Consider the following 18060-nt stretch of genomic DNA (forward strand, 5'->3'; position numbering starts at 1 on the left):
TTCAGCATACATAGAGTTCTGCACAATGGTGAAAATCAAACTAAATATTAGACAGGATGAGCAGATTGATTTAGATGTGCATCAATTCAATCATTATGCCGATATTGTTGAAATTCAAAGTTGGGCAGAACTGTTAGAATGCTATCGCTCCCTTAAACAGGAAGTTTATCCTAAAAAGGTGTTTCTGGTTCTGGATGATCGAGCACAGGCAGAATACACCTCGATGCATGCGGTCGAGGATGACCGTCTGTATGTTGATTTTAGTGACGACCTCAAGGGAATTGAAGTCGATGATCCACGATGGGAGCAAACGTATCAAAATGTATGTGTTCCAAAACAATTGCAGCATTATCTTCAGCAATTGAATGATCCCGCACAGCAGCAGCGTTTTGAAAGCCTGGCTGAAAAAATGCAGCATTACGATGAAAATGACTTAGAAGCACTGCTTTATTTCAATCAAGATCTATTGATCTCTACTCATACTGAAATCATGGTTAAAGTGGCGGCTGTTGAAACAGAAGCATTGAAATTGGCGATGCTACCGAATGGCTATTTTTCTTGTGATTTTGATCCTTTTGAGAATTATGCGCTGATTCAAAAAATGCAGCCCTATGGTTTTGAATTTATCGGCCTCGGAGCAGCGTTATTAGGATGGATTAAAACAGCAGATTTTAAAGCTGAAAAGGTTGAAGATTTAATTCAGGATTTGGCTGTGATTTATCCTTTGCAATTTAGGCATCAAGAACAACTGAAAGCGCTCATTTTAAAACATGATTATCTGATTTTACCTTATTCTGAATCACCGCAAGAATATTTAGGTTACGACCTATCCTGATTCAGGATGAGTGTTCAACACGCTAAATTCAAAAGCTTGGTTGGCATTCAGCGTGTTGAAAGTGATACATCCTCAATAAAAAATTAAGGACTCGGTGGAATCAACTGATCCAGATCTTTATCGGCCATTTGCTCCAGCTCACTTAAATCGGTTTTGATTTTCCACTGGCTTTCATCATCGACCGGGTTCGGTAAGCGCGCCTCTAGCCAGTCACAAACCACATCCGGGCTAAATTCCGGATGATTACATTGGATCACCCAGCCTAGAAAATCTTTGGCTTCACCATTCATATAGGGTGGTGGTGATACGGGAAAAAACTGGGTCGGTAAACGTTCATTGGTGGATAAATAATTGAGGACATGCCCAAGTTCTTGCACGGTTTGCCATGCCAAGGCATGTTCAACATCAATATTGAATTTAAACCACCAGGCATGCTGACCATCTGCACCATGCGCCACAATACGGGATTCTTGTACGCTAGGCACTTTACAGAAAAATTGATAGAGACGATCAAAATTCATTTCAGCCACAGATGTTGCCTCAAAACCAAAAAACTGATTCTAACATATCTACACAAAGCTACAGCTTGCTGCATTTTATCCATGAAATTGAACAGTTAATCTGAAAAAATATGATTACAACAGTGACGCTTGTTTTTTATTCTAAAATAGAAAGACACTCTGCTTTTAGGGAGATCACGATGAAGCAATTTCAACCTTATATTTATGGCTTGGCAGCTATATTGAGCTATCTCCCTATGATGAGCCATGCTGATAATGCTTGGGGTGGTTATAGCGGGGTAGAGCGCCGTTCCTATCACCAGCAGAGGCCGGCCTATCAACCGCCTGCACAAGACCCGTTTGCGTTCTCGAATCAGCGCGCGACACCGACTGCGCCACCGAAAGGCTATTATTATCAGCCCTATCAAAATAATGATTATCCTCACCGGAATCATCGACCGGGTGTTCGTGTCGAATATTATCCGGACACTCAATATGAGCGTAGCTATCGCCGCGAGTCTTTTGTGGTGGGAAATGAGCTACCGGGTGAGTTCCGTAGCGAGCGTTACGTGCTGCAGGATTGGGATTCTTATTCTTTGCGTGAACCGCCACGTGGTCGACATTGGGTGGTGGTCGATGGGCGTTATCTTTTAGTGACGGATGACAACTTTACCATTGAGATGATTCGCTGATCTGACATCTGCTTTTTAATTTTGGATGGAGCAGATTCTCCATAATTTCTCGCTATTCATTACAAAGCTTTGCAATGTCGTGGGTTTTATTCATGCTTTCTCCTAGAGTTTTTCTTAATCTGGTTTTAGATCAAAAAACTCAGGATTACACAATGAAAAAGACCGTCGTATTGCTTGTATCAACATTGATGCTTGGTGTCTCTGCTTCAGCCATGGCAGATTCAAACCGTTGGAATCATGATCATAAAGACCGCTATGATCGTTATGACCACCGCTATGATCACCGTGAACAACCACGCTGGTCGAATGGCGATCGCGGCAATCATTATGGTCAACGCATCAATTTCAAACGTGGCGAGCGTTTACCGTCAGAATTCCGTAGTCATCGTTATATGGTATCTAACTATCGTAACCACCGCCTTTATCAGCCGCCACGTGGCTATAACTGGATGCAGGTACAAGGAAAATATGTCCTGGTGGATTCCAAATATCGTATTTTCCGGGTGGCATAACCCCTACATTAAAAAAGCAGGCAATCCACCTGCTTTTTTTATTTATGCCAGTTCATCATCTTGTGGCCGAGGTGTTTTGTTGGAAGGCAAGGGTTGTTCCTGATCTTTACCACGAATCACAGAAGGGTAGTTCCAAGATGCAAAACGCACCACCAGAATCGCGACTGCCAAAATCAGGATCGAACCTGTGGTAATGACCAAATCCATAGAGGCCTTATGGTTGTGCTGAATATCGGCAATCAACAGACGGGTGAGTGCGGTAATCGCGACATAGATCAGAAAGCGCACCGGCATATGATTGGTCTTGAAATAAATCCCGACCATGGCGCCCAGTTCCAGATAGATAAACAGCAGCAAGATATCATCAATGGTGGCGTACTGTTTTACGGTCAGAATTTCAATCACAGTATGCACAGCTGACCATGCAATCATACAGCCGATAATAAACAGGGCTAAATAATGAAAGGCTTCAACTGCGTAATGACCGAAGCGATCAAGTAGACGAGGTAAGCCTTCAAGTTTATCTTTTGAATTCGACATGGCGGTTTATATGCTCAACATGATGGTTGGAATGATATGCAAGTTTTATGCTGTTTTTATTATAGGCATAAAAAAACTGCCTCAACCTAGATTGAGGCAGTTTTTATGATTGAATGCGACTTAAGCTTGATTGGTGAAGTAATCTTCGCTGAAGTTCATGATCAAGTCTGAACCTGCTTTGATTTTCGCTAAACGTGCATCGAGTTCAGGCAAGATACGATCGACAAAGTATTGCGCTAATGCAATTTTGTTTTGGTAGAAGTCACCAGATTTGTCTTTTGCCGCTGCTGCAATTTTTGCGAACATATAAGCAAAGCTGAGTAAACCAACAGCATGTAGATAATCAACTGCAGCTGAGTTCGGGAACTCTGCATTTTCGGCTGCTTGTTCAATGATGAACTGGGTGATCGCTTCAATTTCAGTTGCAGCGTCTAGAGTTGCATCTTTAATGAAGTTCAAATCTGTATCTAGATCATTGGCAAAGTCACGGATCTCGGTGATGTATTCTGCGATGAATGCGCCACCACATTTAATGGTTTTACGACCAATTAAATCTTGAGATTGAACGCCGTTGGTCCCTTCGTAAATTTGAGCAATACGAAGATCACGGATACATTGTTCCATGCCCCATTCACGGATATAACCATGTCCACCGAAGACCATTTGCGCATCGAGCGTCGCTTGGAAAGCAGTGTCCGTGAGGTACGCTTTTGCGATTGGTGTCAAAAGTGCAACGCGATCGTTGGCTTTCTTCACTGCTTCAACATCAGTTGAGAATTTAGTGATGTCGAGCTGTTGACCCACATACACCGCAAATGCACGAGATGCTTCGTTGTTGGCACGTACATTGAGCAACATACGACGTACATCACCATGCACTAAAATGCTGTCTGCTGGTTTGTTTGGAGATTGAACGCCAGATGCACTACGACCCTGTAAACGATCAGTCGCGTATTGTGCAGCATTTTGATAAGCAAATTCAGAAGCACCGAGACCTTGGATACCCATTGATAAACGTTCGTAGTTCATCATCACGAACATCGCAGCAAGGCCTTCGTTTTCTTTACCGACTAAATAACCTTTGGCGCCGTCAAAGTTCATCACGCAAGTTGCAGATGCCTTGATTCCCATCTTGTGTTCGATTGAACCAGGACCAACAGGGTTGCGTTCGCCCAAAGAACCATCTTCATTCACCAAGAATTTCGGTACGATAAATAACGAAATGCCACGTGAACCTGCAGGTGCATCAGGGGTTTTCGCAAGGACTAGATGAATGATGTTTTCAGCGAGGTCGTTATCACCACCGGTGATGAAGATTTTAGTACCGGTAATGTTATAGGTCCCATCTTCATTGCGTTCAGCTTTGGTTTTGATAATGCCTAAATCTGTACCAGCATGTGGCTCGGTTAAGCACATGGTACCTGACCATTCACCCGAATAGATTTTAGGTAAGTACGTTTCTTTTTGCTCTTGTGATGCATAGCTGTTTAAAGCCATCCCTGCACCCACTGAAAGAAGCGGGTAGAGCATGAATGATGGGTTGGTGGCGAATAGCATTTCATCAGACAGTACCGTCAGCATTTTCGGCATGGCCTGACCGCCCCATTCTTCGTCTGCACCTAAGCCGATCCAGCCGCCTTCAGCGTATTGACGGAATGCTTCTTTAAAACCTGCGGGTGTGAAAACTTCACCATTTTCCCAACGTGCGCCTTCTTCATCACCCGTACGGTTTAACGGATGTGTCACGTTTTGGGCAAACTTTGCCATTTCTTCTAAAATTGCTTCAGCTGTTGCAGCATCTACATGAGCCAGGTTTTCATTGGCCTGCCAAAATTGTTCTGCTTTAAATACATCATTCAAGATGAATTTCATGTCTGCTAGAGGAGCATTGTAAATTGGCATAATCGTTCCTTTCTACGCACAGCGTCATGTGCAAAATGATCAAATAAAACGAACAAATGAATTGAATCGTATAAATTTAGCATTGATTAAACAAAAAAAGGACGGTCAAAACTGACCAGTCCTTTTTCCGTGATGAACGTTGCATCTCATTCTAAACTATGTTTAGAAAGCGAAGTGTTCCGCATCAAGTTCAAACAATGGCGCAACGCCAGTTGAAAGTACGTCTACATGCGAACGCACACGTGGCAAGATCTTCTTGAAGTAGAAGCGAGCAGTGGTCACTTTTGCATTGTAGAAGTCAACATCAGTGGTACCTTCAGCCAATTTCTCTTGAGCAACAAGTGCCATACGAGCCCATAAGTAAGCAAGCGTTACATAGCCAGAGAAGTAGAGGTAATCCACCGCAGCTGCACCCACTTCATCCGGATTTTGCATTGCACGCATACCGATTTGCATGGTGATATCGCCCCATTCCTTGTTTGCAGCAGCCAATGGTGCAATGAACTCTTGCATCGCAGCATTGTCTTTGTTTGCTTCAACAAATTTATGGATGATCTTGGTGAAGTCTTTTAACATTGCACCTTGAGTTTGCAATACTTTACGACCTAACAAGTCAAGCGCTTGAATCTCGGTTGTTCCTTCGTACAAGCAAGCGATACGTGTATCACGTACGATTTGCTCCATACCGTGTTCAGAAATAAAGCCGTGACCACCAAAGACTTGTACACCGTGCTTCGCAGATTCAGAACCAGTTTCAGTTAAGAATGCTTTTGCAATTGGCGTTAACAAAGACAAGATATTGTCAGCAAACTTACGCTCTTCTTCAGTTTCGCCTTTTTCAACGATGTCTGCATATTGAGCCAATAAGTAAACCAACGCACGACCACCTTCAGCAAATGACTTTTGCGTTAACAGCATGTTGCGAACAGCAGGATGAACGATAATTGGGTCAGCTTCTTTTTCAGGGGCTTTAGGGCCAGAAAGCGAACGCATTGCTAAACGGTCTTTCGCATACGCCAAAGCACCTTGGAAAGAAGATTCAGATGCAGATAGACCTTGAACCGCGGTACCGATACGCGCAGTGTTCATGAAGGTGAACATGCAGTTTAAGCCACGGTTTTCAGGGCCAATCAAGTAACCTTTTGCTTGGTCGAAGTTAATCACACAAGTCGCATTACCATGGATACCCATCTTGTGTTCGATTGAACCACAACGTACTGCATTACGCTCGCCGATAGAACCGTCAGCATTGACATTGAACTTCGGTACGATGAATAGAGAAATCCCTTTGGTACCTTTTGGTGCACCTGGTAAACGTGCAAGTACGATATGGATGATGTTTTCAGCCATGTCGTGTTCACCAGCAGAGATAAAGATTTTCTCGCCAGAGATTGCATAGCTGCCATCCGCATTTGGTTCAGCTTTAGAACGGATGATACCCAAGTCAGAACCTGCATGAGATTCAGTCAGGCACATCGTACCTGTCCAGACACCTGAAACAAGGTTTGGCAAGTAAGTATTTTTTTGCTCATCAGAACCGTGGTGTTCTAAAGTACGCACAGCACCATGAGAAAGGCCAGGGTACATACCCCATGACCAGTTTGCAGTACCCACCATTTCAGAGATTGCGATCCCTAAAGAGTTTGGTAATGCCTGACCGCCGAACTCTTCATCAGCAGAAAGAGACGGGAAGCCAAGTTCGATATATTTTTGATACGCTTCTTTAAAGCCTGTCGGAGTTGTAACAACACCGTCGTTCCAAGTACAACCTTCGCGGTCACCTACCTGGTTTAAAGGAGAAAGTTCGTTTTCGCAGAAATCAGCCGCTGCTTCTAAGTATTGATCAACCAATTCACGGCTTACTGTGTCTTGAAATGCAGGAAGTTTTGCGTAATGTGCTTCAGCATTTAATAATTCGTGCAAGACGAACTGCATATCACGTAAGGGTGCTTTGTATTGTGGCATAGCGGGTTCCTCAATACTGGTTAAACCAGAGTTATAATCTTAGTCAATGATAAATGTGCCCAAGAGCACCATTTTGTAGCGCTAATCGTGCAACAAGTTATAGTTCGGTACAAGCTTTTGCAGGTCATTTCTTAGTGACTGCTAAGTCAAAGTTTATGGTTCAACCTGTTTAAGCGCTTAGATTGTAGGTGGTTTTCCAGCATTTGAGTGAAACTGTTCAGCTAAAATCGTAAGCAGCTGTGTAAATGAAAAATCAATCATTTAATGCATAAAAAAAGGCGCTTTGAAAGCGCCGGAGAGGAGAGGGTGATTACGTTGTTGGATTCGCTTGACGCTTGAATTGTGATTGGTCTGGGGTAAAACGAACTTCACAGGTCCCTTGAATGACACGTTTATTCCATTGCACGTTGACGCGTTCTCCGATACGTTTACCCTGACATGCCTGTTCGATCTGGGCGCGTTGAGCCTGATGTTGCTGACGCATTTGTTCGCGTTGTTCTGAACGCTGTTCACGTTTGGCTTGCCATTCAGCACGTTGCTCTGGGGTAAGTGGTGCACGTTGCATATTGTGACGATGGTGGTCACGATCCATTGACTGTTCCGCTGGCGTGGTCGACTGACAGGCAGCCAAACCTAAAACAGAACCGAGTAAGGTGGTCATCAATACAATTTTTGTCTTGTTCATTGTTTTATCCAGCGTCAGCAGTTGTGATTTGATGCTTAAAGATTAGATAATAAAGATGAAGAAACAATGGAGAGTTTTTTTGAACCATGTTGGTTACAATCCATAAATAGAACACTATTGAGATTAAGCGTTTGAATGTTCGTCGTGTCCCTTTAGCCTTACGCCTGTTTTTAACGGTATTACTCACTACCTTGCTGATCGCGACCATCAGTCTGGGCGTTTTGCATTGGACCATGCAAAAGAACTTTGCCCGCTATGTGGCCGATGTCGAGATGCAGAAACTGGATCGGCTGATTGCTAACTTAGGCAATGTTTATACGGTTTATCATGACTGGGGTAATGCCATTCAGGCGCAAATTCTGCAAATCGAGGGAACTGCAGCACCGGATGATTATGACCGGCTGTCTCAATGGTGGTTACGTCGCCAGTATGATATTGCCTTACAGCAACGTTATTTTAATGATCATACTTTATTGAGTCTTTCTCCGACGCTGGCGCAAAATAATGTTGAGATGAGAAATCGTCAGATCTTTAATGATGAAGAACTCAAAATCCTCAAACAAAATTTACCCTCTGAATATCAGCCTTTTGAGGGGCTGCGTTTTCCACTCAGCCCAAGCCAGTTCCGTCTAAAGAAAGATGATAAAGACGATAAACAGGAGCATAAATTAAGTGCTCCTGCCGAGCATGGTAAAAAGCGTTTTGTCTCGATTCCTGACCGTTTAGGCCTGAGTTCACGCCTGTCTTTATATGATGAAAATCAGCAGTTTATTGTCGGTGAGCCGGCTACCGATCAAATCTCGTTCCGTCCGATTATTGTAGATGAGCGAGTGGTGGGTTACCTCGGATTAAAGCCAGTACTGGATCAGGATGATGCATCCAGTATTAACTTCTTTAGTAATCAAAAACGCTATCTGCTTTTGGTCTATGCATTAACGGTATTGTCTAGTTTGATTGCGGCACTGCTGATGGCGACCTATTTTAAAAAGCCGATACAACGCCTGTTAAAAGCCACTTTAGAATTGACGCGTGGTAACTATCAGCATCAGGTGAAGATCAGACGTAATGATGAATTAGGTGATTTGTCCAATCAGATCAACCATCTGGCAGACATCTTGCACCATCATGAAGAGTCACGCCGTCAATGGGTATCTGATACCTCGCATGAGCTGAAAACGCCATTGGCAGTGTTGCAGGCACAAATCGAAGCGATGCAGGACGGGATTCGTAAAGCCACACCTGAACACCTTGCGGCTATGATGCGTCAGGTCAGCAGTTTGAAGAAATTAACTCAGGATCTGGCGGATCTGGCTCAGGCCGATGCACAACAGTTGAAATGCTATTTTGCCGAAGTCAATCCGTGGGATGTGGTGCTGCAAGAAGTCGAAAACTTCAGATCAACCTTTGAGCAAAATCAGCTGGACGTTACCTTGTCGGGAGAGGGCGCTTTACTCTCGTTAGATCGTGATCGTTTTAAACAGATTATTGTCAATTTGCTGGGGAACTGTGTTCGCTATACTGAACAAGGTGGAAAAATACAGATTCACACTCAACAAGATGAGCAACAATGGATATTGTATGTAGATGACAGTCCATTGGGGATGAATGATGAGCAACTGGCCCGTCTGGGTGAACGCTTCTACCGTGTCGACGATTCACGTACACGCAGTACAGGCGGTACAGGGTTAGGTTTGGCTTTATCATGTAAACTGGCACAAGCTTTAGGTGGTTCACTGACTTTCGATCATTCACCATTAGGTGGATTACGTTGTGTACTGACTTTCCCGAAACAAAATACGTAACTTTTAGATCCTCTTTGGTTGAGGATGATGGATAGGATGAAGACCATGAAACATATCATGTTGGTTGAAGATGAGGTTGAACTGGCACAGTTGGTTCGTGATTATTTAGAAGCTGCTGGTTTTGAAGTCAGTATGTTCCATGATGGTCAAGATGCATACACCCAGTTCCAGCAACGTAAACCAAGCTTGATGATTCTGGATTTGATGGTGCCGCGTATGGACGGTTTAACCATCTGCCGTAAAGTACGTGAGCAGTCTGATTTGCCGATCATTATGGTGACGGCACGGACTGAAGAAATTGACCGTGTTTTGGGTCTCAATATGGGTGCAGACGACTATATCTGTAAGCCTTTCAGTCCCAAAGAACTGGTTGCCCGTGTCCAAGCTGTTTTGCGCCGTTTAGAGCGTAAAGCCGAGCCGGAACAAAATGATCTATTCCGTATTGATAAAGCGCAGCAACGCATCTGGTATCAGCAAAAAGCATTGACCTTGACCCCAACAGAATTCCGTTTACTGGAGCTGTTTTTAGAGCATCTTGGACAGGTGTATTCGCGTGCACAGTTGCTCGATCATATCAATCCGGACAGCTTTGATGTGGCAGACCGTGTGATTGACAGCCATATTAAAAACCTGCGCCGTAAGATTTCAGAAGCAGCAGATACAGGCAATCGCCATGAATGGATTCAAGCGGTGTATGGTGTCGGTTATCGTTTTGAATATCCAGATGAGTAATCAGCATTACGTGGTTTGTGGTGACTCATAATCAAAAATCTGGAACAGTTTCTATAGATAAACTCATCTCTTTTCCGTCGGATAGAGGGGCTGATATGAGATGAGTTTTGATGAGGGTAAAGGGTAGAGCGCGGCAAAAACTTTTATCCTGTGGATAACCACAGCGTTATCCACAGAAAATGTGGATAGTTTCGCAAAGATTTTGTAGAAATAATCTGCTTTTCTGGTTTTAAGTGAAGTATTGCTTGATACTCTACACAATAAGATTACATTACTTTACAATTACTTGTGATGAGCTAGGTCGTTGAAACGAGATTGATTCTAGCTTAAAAACTTATCCCCTGAATAAGCCTTGCTCGGTTTGATCATCGCCTTTATCCGCAAGCTCGTCTGGGCGTTGTCCGCATTATGGGTGGATGATAATCGGCGTATGATCAGCAACCAGTTGCCATATTTCGTCTATATCCGAGTTGGTCACGGCAATACAGCCTAAGGTCCAGTCTTTACGTGGCATATAGCGTGCACTGGCAGGAAATGAGGTAGCACCTGTCGGAACCGTACCATGGATCATGACATCGCCACCCGCAGAACGATTATGCTGTTGGGCATAGGTCGTATCAGTTTTATTGGGGTAGGAGATGTGCAAAGACTTATAGTACGCACTCTGTGGATTGCGCCAATCAATTGAATAGGTTCCCTCAGGCGTTTTGCCATCACCTTCAAACTGTTTATGGCCGATCGGATCAAAGCCCAAACGTATCGGATAGCTGCGAATGACTTCCTGTTGATGTTTTAATTGCAGAATACGCTGACTCTTAAAGACTTCAATTGAGGTCACAGATTTACTTTGTTTGAGCTGCTGTATTTGTTCGGTTGAAAGCGGCGTATGTGTTGCTGTAAATGTGGGGATGAACTTGCCATACTGATAAAAAGCCAGTGCCAATAAAATCATTAAAACCACAGATCCAGCAATCAATCCAGTTTTCATGAGGTTCTTCTTTTAAAATAAGTAACTCACTTGAGCCGCAATCGCGACCCAGGCGAATCATAACGACTCAAAATTAAGATGAGCAGCTCACCATCACCTCTGGTACATCACTTGGTAAAGGGGCTGTATCTGCTTCAGTTTCCAGATCAGGCTGTTTTTGATAGGGCTGATTCAACAGCTTAAATAAACGATCAACTTCACTAAAATCACCACGTTCAGCCTGCTCAATGGCTTTCTGCGCCATATGATTGCGCAGGACATATTGTGGATTGATCTGTTGCATCTGCTGGTCTAATTCATCGGTATCCTGATGTTGACGGATATTCTGGTAATGTGTCAGGAAATCATCAAACTGTTGCACATGAATACAGTCATCTCTTAAAGCTTTATAATCTTGCTGTTGCAAACGAATAAAGCTTTGAGTGTAATCCAGTTGCTCGGTTTGCAAAATTCTCAAGAAGGCAAAGCTGCAATCCAGACTGTCTTTATGGAAATGCGGCAGTCCCATTTTTTGACAGAGTCCCTGACCATAATACTGCAAAAATGTGGGTTCAAATTTCTCTAGGCAGCTTGCCAGATCCAGCTTGAATTGTTCTTTATCTTCGGCTGATGCCAGAGGAATCAGGTTGTTTAGCCATGTCCACAGATTCCAGTGCCCGATGCTTGGCTGGTTCTGATAAGTGTATCGCCCCTGATAATCGGAGTGGTTGTTAATCCAGTTTGGACGGAAACGTTCCATAAAACCGTAAGGGCCAAAGTCGAGTGTTGAACCGGTAATATTGAGATTGTCGGTATTCATCACCCCATGCGCAAAACCGACCAGTTGCCATTTGGCAATCATGATCGCAGTTCGTTCAATCACGGCTTGAGCAAAGGCCAGAATTGGATGTTCAGCTTCAAGGCATTCTGGATAATGCCATTCGATACATTTTTGCGTGAATTCAGCCAACAGTTCAGGCGCATATTGATTGATCCATTCAAAATGACCCAGGCGAATATGGCATTCGGAAGTGCGCAATAACATTGCCCCTAGTTCTAGGGTTTCGCGTTGTACGCCTTGGGTTGAACTGGTAAAACCGACTGCATGACTTGATGCCACACCCAACGCATTTAAGGCATGTCCAGCGAGATATTCACGAATTACCGAACGCAGCACAGCACGGCCATCGCCCATACGTGAGTAGGGGGTAGAGCCTGCACCTTTGAGATGTAGATCAATGGTTTCGCCGTGTTTATTCAGGATTTGTCCGATCAGCAAACCCCGACCATCACCGAGTTGTCCTGCCCATTGTCCAAATTGATGCCCTGCATAGACCATGGCAAGTGGTGGAAATTCGGCAAAGGTTTTTTGACCGCTACAGATCTCCACCCAGTTGGCTTTATCTTCTTCGCTCCATTGCAACTCATCTGCCAAGGCTTCATTGAAATGGCCTGCTTTGGCACCACGCAACGGACTAGGTTGTTGCTGATGATAAAGCTTCGGATTTAAAGAATCATAGCGAGGGTTAAATTGCATAAGCGAATCATCTTGAAAGACTGATCTATGACTATAACAAATTAACCGATGCAATGGGGAAGCGTAGAACAGAGGGATGAAACAGCAGATATAAAAAATGGCCTCAATTTGAGACCATTTTTAATTGCTAAGCTGTTATTCAGAAACAGGCGCTTTTTTGATGTTACGCATCAAGGTTTCCAAACATTCACGATGATGACTTAAACGATGTTCAAGTAACTGGAAATCAACTTTCAGCTTATGATCCATTTGATGGATTTTTTCAGCCATGGCTGCTTTTTTCGCTTGAAGCTCTTGTTCTTTCAGCTTGGCCCAATCATTTAAGGTATGGGTAAATGCTTCATATTCCTGGGCAATACGTTGCTTCATTTGCACGATGTCAGTATTGACATCATGCCCATAGATCGCAAGATCGCGTTCCGCATATTTAAACTTCATCGCAAGCTCTGCTTTTTTGATATTAAAGCTTGGAATACGACGTAAGTTTTTAGCTAAACCAAGCTTTGAGCTGGTCCAGATTAACCATTTGGTTGGGTCATATTGCCACCATTTCACGCCATTACGGTAGTCGTACTGGAAGATGTGATGGTAGTTATGATAACCCTCACCCCAAGTGAAAATAGCCAAGACAAAGTTGTCACGTGCGGTATTTTCATCGGTATAAGGACGTTTGCCCCACATGTGGCAAAGCGAATTGATGAAGAAGGTCACGTGATGGCTGATGATCAAACGCAATAAACCACCCAGTAGAATCACGCCCCAGATGTCGCCAGTCGCCCATCCGATTAAGCCCAGTACACCGACATGAACAGCAATGACCATTGGTACATAATATTTATGCTGGAACATCACCAGTTTGTCATTGAGCAAATCAGGTGCATTTTTAAAATCAGGTTCAGATGGCGAGTGATCGCGAATCATCCAACCCAAGTGTGCGTACCAGAAACCACGTTTAATTGAATACGGGTCTTGATCGACATCATCGACATGGCGGTGATGGGTACGGTGACCTGAAGCCCAGAACAAAATACTGTTCTGCACAGCAAAGGTACCGCCAATCATCAATAAAATTTTCAGCGGTAATGCCGCTTCATAGGCACGATGCGCCCAAAGACGATGATAACCGGCTGTAATGCCCAGGCTACTCAGCGCCAAAAGGAAGATCATGCTCACCCAAGCACTTACACTAAAATCATAATAATAAGCGTATAAAGGGATTAAAATAGCGGCAAGAATTGGTGTGCCAATTAAGGTAATGCTAGCAGTCCAGTTAATGGGTGCCTTTTTGAGTGGGGCGGAAGTCATATCCGTCAGCGCTCCTAATAACCTTGTTTGTACAAGATAATAAAACTAAACGAGATAGCAAAACCAATCATGACGATATATTGCTATTTTATCACTGATATTAGCATGCCCAAATCGATTAGCACTAGTATTATTGTACAGTTGTATCGGAAGAACAGTAACAGAATTCATTTGTAAATATGGTCAATGAATTAAAAGGTGAAATAAATCAATGTCTGAGCAAATTACCATGAAAAATCCCATTTTTTCTTTGAAGGCATTTTTTAACAAAACTTTAATCTTCTCTGCTGCTGTCATGCTTGCAGCCTGTCAAAGCCAACCGCAGCCCGCGCAAAAACATAGCTTGCAGCCAAAACGGGTGACACAGCCACCTACCATGCAAGTCCGTAAAAGTACCGATGGTGTGCAAGATGTGGATTGGCAAATTACCACCATCCAAGGCAAGCGCGCATTGTTCTTTAACCAGTATCCCGGTTTTCAGCTTAACTCGGTTTCCAAGATGGTGTCAGGGCATACCGGCTGCAACAATATTTATGGTCGTTATAAATATGATTTCAGCCAGCGTAAACTGGATTTTGATGTGATGGCACAGCATCAAAGCTGTAACCGCGCTTTGGCGCAAGAGGCAGATTTGATGGATGCGATTCAGCGGGTTGAACGTTTCCAGCTGGATGGTGCAAACCTGTATTTATTAGATGCAAAAGGGCAACGTTTGATTCAGGCCCAGCGTAAGAAATAAAATAAAAGGCGGAATTTATTCCGCCTTTTCTTATTTTAAATGTTGCAACATGGTCGTTGGAACATCGGTAATTAATCCTTGAATACCCAACTGCTGCAGGTGCTTGGCACGTGTAACCTCATTCACTGTCCAGACACTAATCTCAAGATTGGCCTGTTGGGTCCGTTGAATGATTTCATCTGTCGCCAAGGCATCTCCCCAGCCAATCTGACAGCAGCCATATTGATGCGCCAGTTCTATTGCATATTCTCCAATTGGAATTTCAACCAGTAATCCACGCTTAAAATGACTTTGATGGCGCTGTAAAGCAGCTAAAATTTTGACATCAAAACTGGTAATGGTTGCGCTTTGCTCAAAACCTTTTAAATCTTGATGCAGTTGATAGACCAAGCGTTCAGCTGCTACATCATCTGTAACGGCTTTAATTTCAACTTCGATATGTTCAAAGTCAGTGAGACACTCAAGAACATGGGGAAGGCTAGGGGTATATTCTTCAAATGCCCATGCCTGCCATTGATGGCGATGATCGAATTGCTGTGCTTCGAATAAATTGCAGCTTTCAACTTGCTGGGAACGACCCGCAGTGCGTACAAAGTCATCATCATGAATGACGACCAATTGATCATCTTTCAATTGGCGTACATCAAATTCAACACCACGTACGCCTAAATCATGCAGATAACGAAAGCCGCCTAAAGTGTTTTCAGGAGCTTCACCACGCGCACCACGATGACCAATAATTCGCATTTGTCTCTGCCTATTGAAAAGTTATGCTTGATCGATACTGTCGTTAATATTCTTTTGCCATAGCACTTCACTACCACCTTCGGCACGTTGTAAGGCACGTGAGGCAACGAATAACCAGTCGGATAAGCGATTCAATAATTGTAGCGCAGTCGCCTGAATATTCTGGTCACGATGATGTACCGACAATAAGGCACGTTCTGCACGACGGCACACTGCACGGGCTTGATGGGCATAGCTACATGCCAAAGTACCTGATGGCAAAATGAAGTCTTTTAACATCGGTAAAGACTCATTCATGTGGTCGATTTCTTTTTCCAGAAAGTCGATGCATACCGGTTGAAGCAGGTGATAGTTTGGAATACAGACTTCACCGCCTAAATCGAATAACCAATGCTGAATCAGGCTTAAACTTTTATCCCAATGCACTTTATTTTCAATCGGGCTGGCACTGATTTGTGCGCGCAGTACGCCAATGGTTGCATTGAGTTCATCGACATCACCGAGTGCAGCAATGCGTAAATCATCTTTGGCTACACGTGAACCATCTCCCAGACCTGTGGTGCCTGAGTCGCCTGTACGTGTATAGATTTTACTTAAACGATGTCCCATAGTTCTGTTTCTCTGATCCTGAAAATAAAAAGGGGATAATGTCGGTCAGAACATTACCCCGAAACTGGAGTTAAGAAAATGTTTTTATTATTTTAGCGCAGGATTAATAACGGAATGTGACACCAGCAGAAGCTTGACGTCCACCGTTGATGTAAAACTCATCTCCGCCAAAGTTAGCGGTTTTATATCTAACATCACCGACATTTGCGATATTGGTAAACAATTTCACATTTGAGCTAATATTCCAGTAAGCATTTAAATCTACTGTTGCATAGCCTGGTGTGTATTTAGACGTTTTTGATTCTGAAATTTTTGAGTGCGATTTAGCAACTAAAGACGTGCTTAATCCATAAAGTTCATTCTCTAGGCCTGCGGTCAAGGTTAAACTTTGACGTGGTCTACGGACTAATTCATATCCGCTTTCTTCATTTTCTGTTTTTACATAACCATATTCGGTTGTTAAGAATAGATCATCTTGTTTCCATTTCAAACCTACTTCACCACCAAACATTTTTGCTTTATTCACATTGTTATATGTTGCAGCCGAGATTTGATTCACTGGATCATAATCTGAAACGTATTGGATCAGATTTTTAACTTTTGTATGGTAAGCCGATGCATATGCTGACAGTCCATACGCCAGTTTTTGGTCAATACCAATTTCATAGGACAGGCTTTCTTCTGGTTTTAAATCGGGATTTCCTACAGTGATATAAGTACCGTATTCATCCTTAAATTGAGATGAATAATAGAGTTGATTTCCTGTTGGAGCTTTAAAAGCAGTCCCTATATTCGCATAGACACTGGTTAGTGGTGCTATTTGAATGCGACCAGCGATTTGCCCTACGGTTTTAGTACCAAACTGATCATTATCTTCTATACGGATACCCGCTTGAGTACTGAGGCCATTTTGATCGTTATATTGATGTTGAACATAGTAACCAGTTGAGTCTAAGCTTTGCTTTTCGCCTTTAATTGCTAGACTTTTAACATCAGCATTATTGATAGAAGCGCCTACTAATAAATTTTGATTCTTAGTAAAATTCCATTGAAGATTGATATCACCTTCGTTGCGCTCAGTATCAAAATAATAGGTTGAGCTTTTTCCTGTGAGTTCATCTTTAAAGTTTGAATAGTGAGCATTAATTTTTAAGTTATCTAAAATTTGATAATAAGCATTAGTATTAATTAGTCGATTGAAGAAGTCATGTGAGCCGCCATAATAAACGTTGGTACCTTTATTTTCATTGATACTCACATTTGCGCCATATTGATCCTGTTCATAGCCAATTTTGGTACTGTAACCTTTTTGATCATAGCTGGCTTTTTTCTTGGACTTATTCGTTACGTTTGTACCATCACTTTCTTGGCGTTGTCCTCGAATTTGAGCATACAATCCATTATCTGAAACAAGGTCTGCGCCTACAATAGACTTGTAAGTTTTATTCTCGCCAGCTTCAGTGGTTAAAAATAGTTTTTGTTGTTTTGGTGGCGCTGTTCTTACATTGATTACTCCACCAATCGCATCTGTACCATATTGGACTGATGCAGGTCCTTTCAGGATTTCAATTTGGTTTACATCGCTTAAATCGATATAAGGGATACTTGTACCACCATCTAGTGCGGTATTTAATCGTGCGCCGTCTTTTAAAAATAGACTATGGTTTGAGTTTGTCCCACGAATAAATAAAGAGGAGTTTTGGCCCATTCCTCCTTGTTGAAGGATATGTAAACCAGCATCGCGTTGTAGAAGATGCCCTAAATCAGCAAGAGGTGATTGTTGAATTGTCTTTTCATTAATTACATTGATACGTGCAGGAACATCTTCAATTTTCTGTTCACTACGAGATGCAGTCACGACAATCGTATCTAGCGTCGCAGTTTTATCGCTGGCTTGATCTTGAGCAAAAGCAGGTGAAGAAAACCCCATCGCAATAGCGATAGCCCCAACTAAACGAGTCGGTTGAAAAACAGTAGACATGCGCGCTCCA

General features: G+C 43.0%; 17 protein-coding genes. 6 read left to right on the forward strand and 11 right to left on the reverse strand.

Annotation, left to right across the window (positions count from 1 at the left end; all coding sequences use genetic code 11):
* The first annotated feature begins 25 nt into the window (after positions 1-25).
* A complete protein-coding gene (locus tag MSG93_RS08655; protein WP_324621395.1) occupies positions 26-835 on the forward strand; it encodes a hypothetical protein in 810 nt (269 codons plus the stop codon).
* An 83-nt stretch (positions 836-918) separates the two neighbouring features.
* On the opposite strand, the gene MSG93_RS08660 is transcribed toward MSG93_RS08655, so the two are convergent.
* Positions 919-1356 carry a hypothetical protein gene (locus MSG93_RS08660; RefSeq protein ID WP_032870209.1) on the reverse strand — a complete coding sequence of 146 codons (438 nt, stop codon included), beginning with the start codon at positions 1354-1356 and terminating at the stop codon, positions 919-921.
* A 179-nt stretch (positions 1357-1535) separates the two neighbouring features.
* Here MSG93_RS08660 and MSG93_RS08665 point away from each other — a divergent pair, with 179 nt between their 5' ends.
* Positions 1536-2027, forward strand: a complete 492-nt coding sequence (locus MSG93_RS08665; RefSeq protein WP_324621397.1) for an RcnB family protein — start codon at positions 1536-1538, stop codon at positions 2025-2027.
* Positions 2028-2179: 152 nt separating this feature from the next.
* Positions 2180-2539: an RcnB family protein gene (locus MSG93_RS08670; RefSeq protein ID WP_324621398.1), complete on the forward strand. Its 360-nt coding sequence runs from the start codon at positions 2180-2182 to the stop codon at positions 2537-2539.
* Positions 2540-2581: 42 nt separating this feature from the next.
* Here the strand turns inward: MSG93_RS08670 and MSG93_RS08675 are convergent, their stop codons facing one another.
* The 4 genes from MSG93_RS08675 to MSG93_RS08690 form a co-directional block, all read right to left on the reverse strand.
* Positions 2582-3079 (reverse strand): phosphate-starvation-inducible protein PsiE, encoded by a 498-nt coding sequence (locus MSG93_RS08675; protein ID WP_005226874.1) that lies wholly within the window; start codon positions 3077-3079, stop codon positions 2582-2584.
* Positions 3080-3199: 120 nt separating this feature from the next.
* Positions 3200-4981, reverse strand: coding sequence for an acyl-CoA dehydrogenase C-terminal domain-containing protein (locus tag MSG93_RS08680; protein ID WP_199949557.1), 1782 nt, complete (start codon positions 4979-4981; stop codon positions 3200-3202).
* A gap of 162 nt (positions 4982-5143) precedes the next feature.
* A complete protein-coding gene (locus MSG93_RS08685; protein ID WP_009512093.1) occupies positions 5144-6946 on the reverse strand; it encodes an acyl-CoA dehydrogenase C-terminal domain-containing protein in 1803 nt (600 codons plus the stop codon).
* 310 nt (positions 6947-7256) lie between these two features.
* The gene (locus tag MSG93_RS08690) at positions 7257-7631 is read right to left on the reverse strand and encodes a heavy-metal resistance (protein ID WP_009512082.1); all 375 of its coding nucleotides are present in this window, start codon (positions 7629-7631) and stop codon (positions 7257-7259) included.
* A 131-nt stretch (positions 7632-7762) separates the two neighbouring features.
* On the opposite strand from MSG93_RS08690, the gene baeS reads away from it, so the two are divergent.
* Complete coding sequence (gene baeS / locus MSG93_RS08695) at positions 7763-9433, forward strand: sensor histidine kinase efflux regulator BaeS (protein WP_032870083.1); 1671 nt, start codon at positions 7763-7765, stop codon at positions 9431-9433.
* Between the two features lie 45 nt (positions 9434-9478).
* Positions 9479-10165 (forward strand): response regulator, encoded by a 687-nt coding sequence (locus MSG93_RS08700; RefSeq protein WP_004652437.1) that lies wholly within the window; start codon positions 9479-9481, stop codon positions 10163-10165.
* 406 nt (positions 10166-10571) lie between these two features.
* Here MSG93_RS08700 and MSG93_RS08705 read toward each other — a convergent pair whose 3' ends face one another.
* From MSG93_RS08705 to MSG93_RS08715, 3 genes are all read right to left on the reverse strand, one after another.
* Complete coding sequence (locus MSG93_RS08705) at positions 10572-11153, reverse strand: L,D-transpeptidase family protein (RefSeq protein ID WP_324621400.1); 582 nt, start codon at positions 11151-11153, stop codon at positions 10572-10574.
* A gap of 73 nt (positions 11154-11226) precedes the next feature.
* The gene (locus MSG93_RS08710) at positions 11227-12669 is read right to left on the reverse strand and encodes a protein adenylyltransferase SelO (RefSeq protein ID WP_324621401.1); all 1443 of its coding nucleotides are present in this window, start codon (positions 12667-12669) and stop codon (positions 11227-11229) included.
* Between the two features lie 135 nt (positions 12670-12804).
* Positions 12805-13974, reverse strand: coding sequence for an acyl-CoA desaturase (locus MSG93_RS08715; protein WP_005226882.1), 1170 nt, complete (start codon positions 13972-13974; stop codon positions 12805-12807).
* A 211-nt stretch (positions 13975-14185) separates the two neighbouring features.
* Here MSG93_RS08715 and MSG93_RS08720 point away from each other — a divergent pair, with 211 nt between their 5' ends.
* Positions 14186-14713 carry an META domain-containing protein gene (locus MSG93_RS08720; RefSeq protein WP_262475286.1) on the forward strand — a complete coding sequence of 176 codons (528 nt, stop codon included), beginning with the start codon at positions 14186-14188 and terminating at the stop codon, positions 14711-14713.
* A 30-nt stretch (positions 14714-14743) separates the two neighbouring features.
* On the opposite strand, the gene MSG93_RS08725 is transcribed toward MSG93_RS08720, so the two are convergent.
* The 3 genes from MSG93_RS08725 to MSG93_RS08735 form a co-directional block, all read right to left on the reverse strand.
* On the reverse strand, positions 14744-15460 hold the full coding sequence (locus tag MSG93_RS08725) for a glycerophosphodiester phosphodiesterase (RefSeq protein ID WP_324621405.1): 717 nt from the start codon (positions 15458-15460) through the stop codon (positions 14744-14746).
* Between the two features lie 21 nt (positions 15461-15481).
* Complete coding sequence (locus MSG93_RS08730; RefSeq protein ID WP_324621407.1) at positions 15482-16069, reverse strand: cob(I)yrinic acid a,c-diamide adenosyltransferase; 588 nt, start codon at positions 16067-16069, stop codon at positions 15482-15484.
* 103 nt (positions 16070-16172) lie between these two features.
* Positions 16173-18050, reverse strand: coding sequence for a TonB-dependent receptor plug domain-containing protein (locus tag MSG93_RS08735; RefSeq protein ID WP_324621409.1), 1878 nt, complete (start codon positions 18048-18050; stop codon positions 16173-16175).
* Between the last annotated feature and the right edge of the window lie 10 nt (positions 18051-18060).

The sequence above is a fragment of the Acinetobacter sp. IK40 genome, assembly GCF_035615075.1.
GTDB classification, from domain to species: Bacteria; Pseudomonadota; Gammaproteobacteria; order Pseudomonadales; family Moraxellaceae; genus Acinetobacter; species Acinetobacter courvalinii.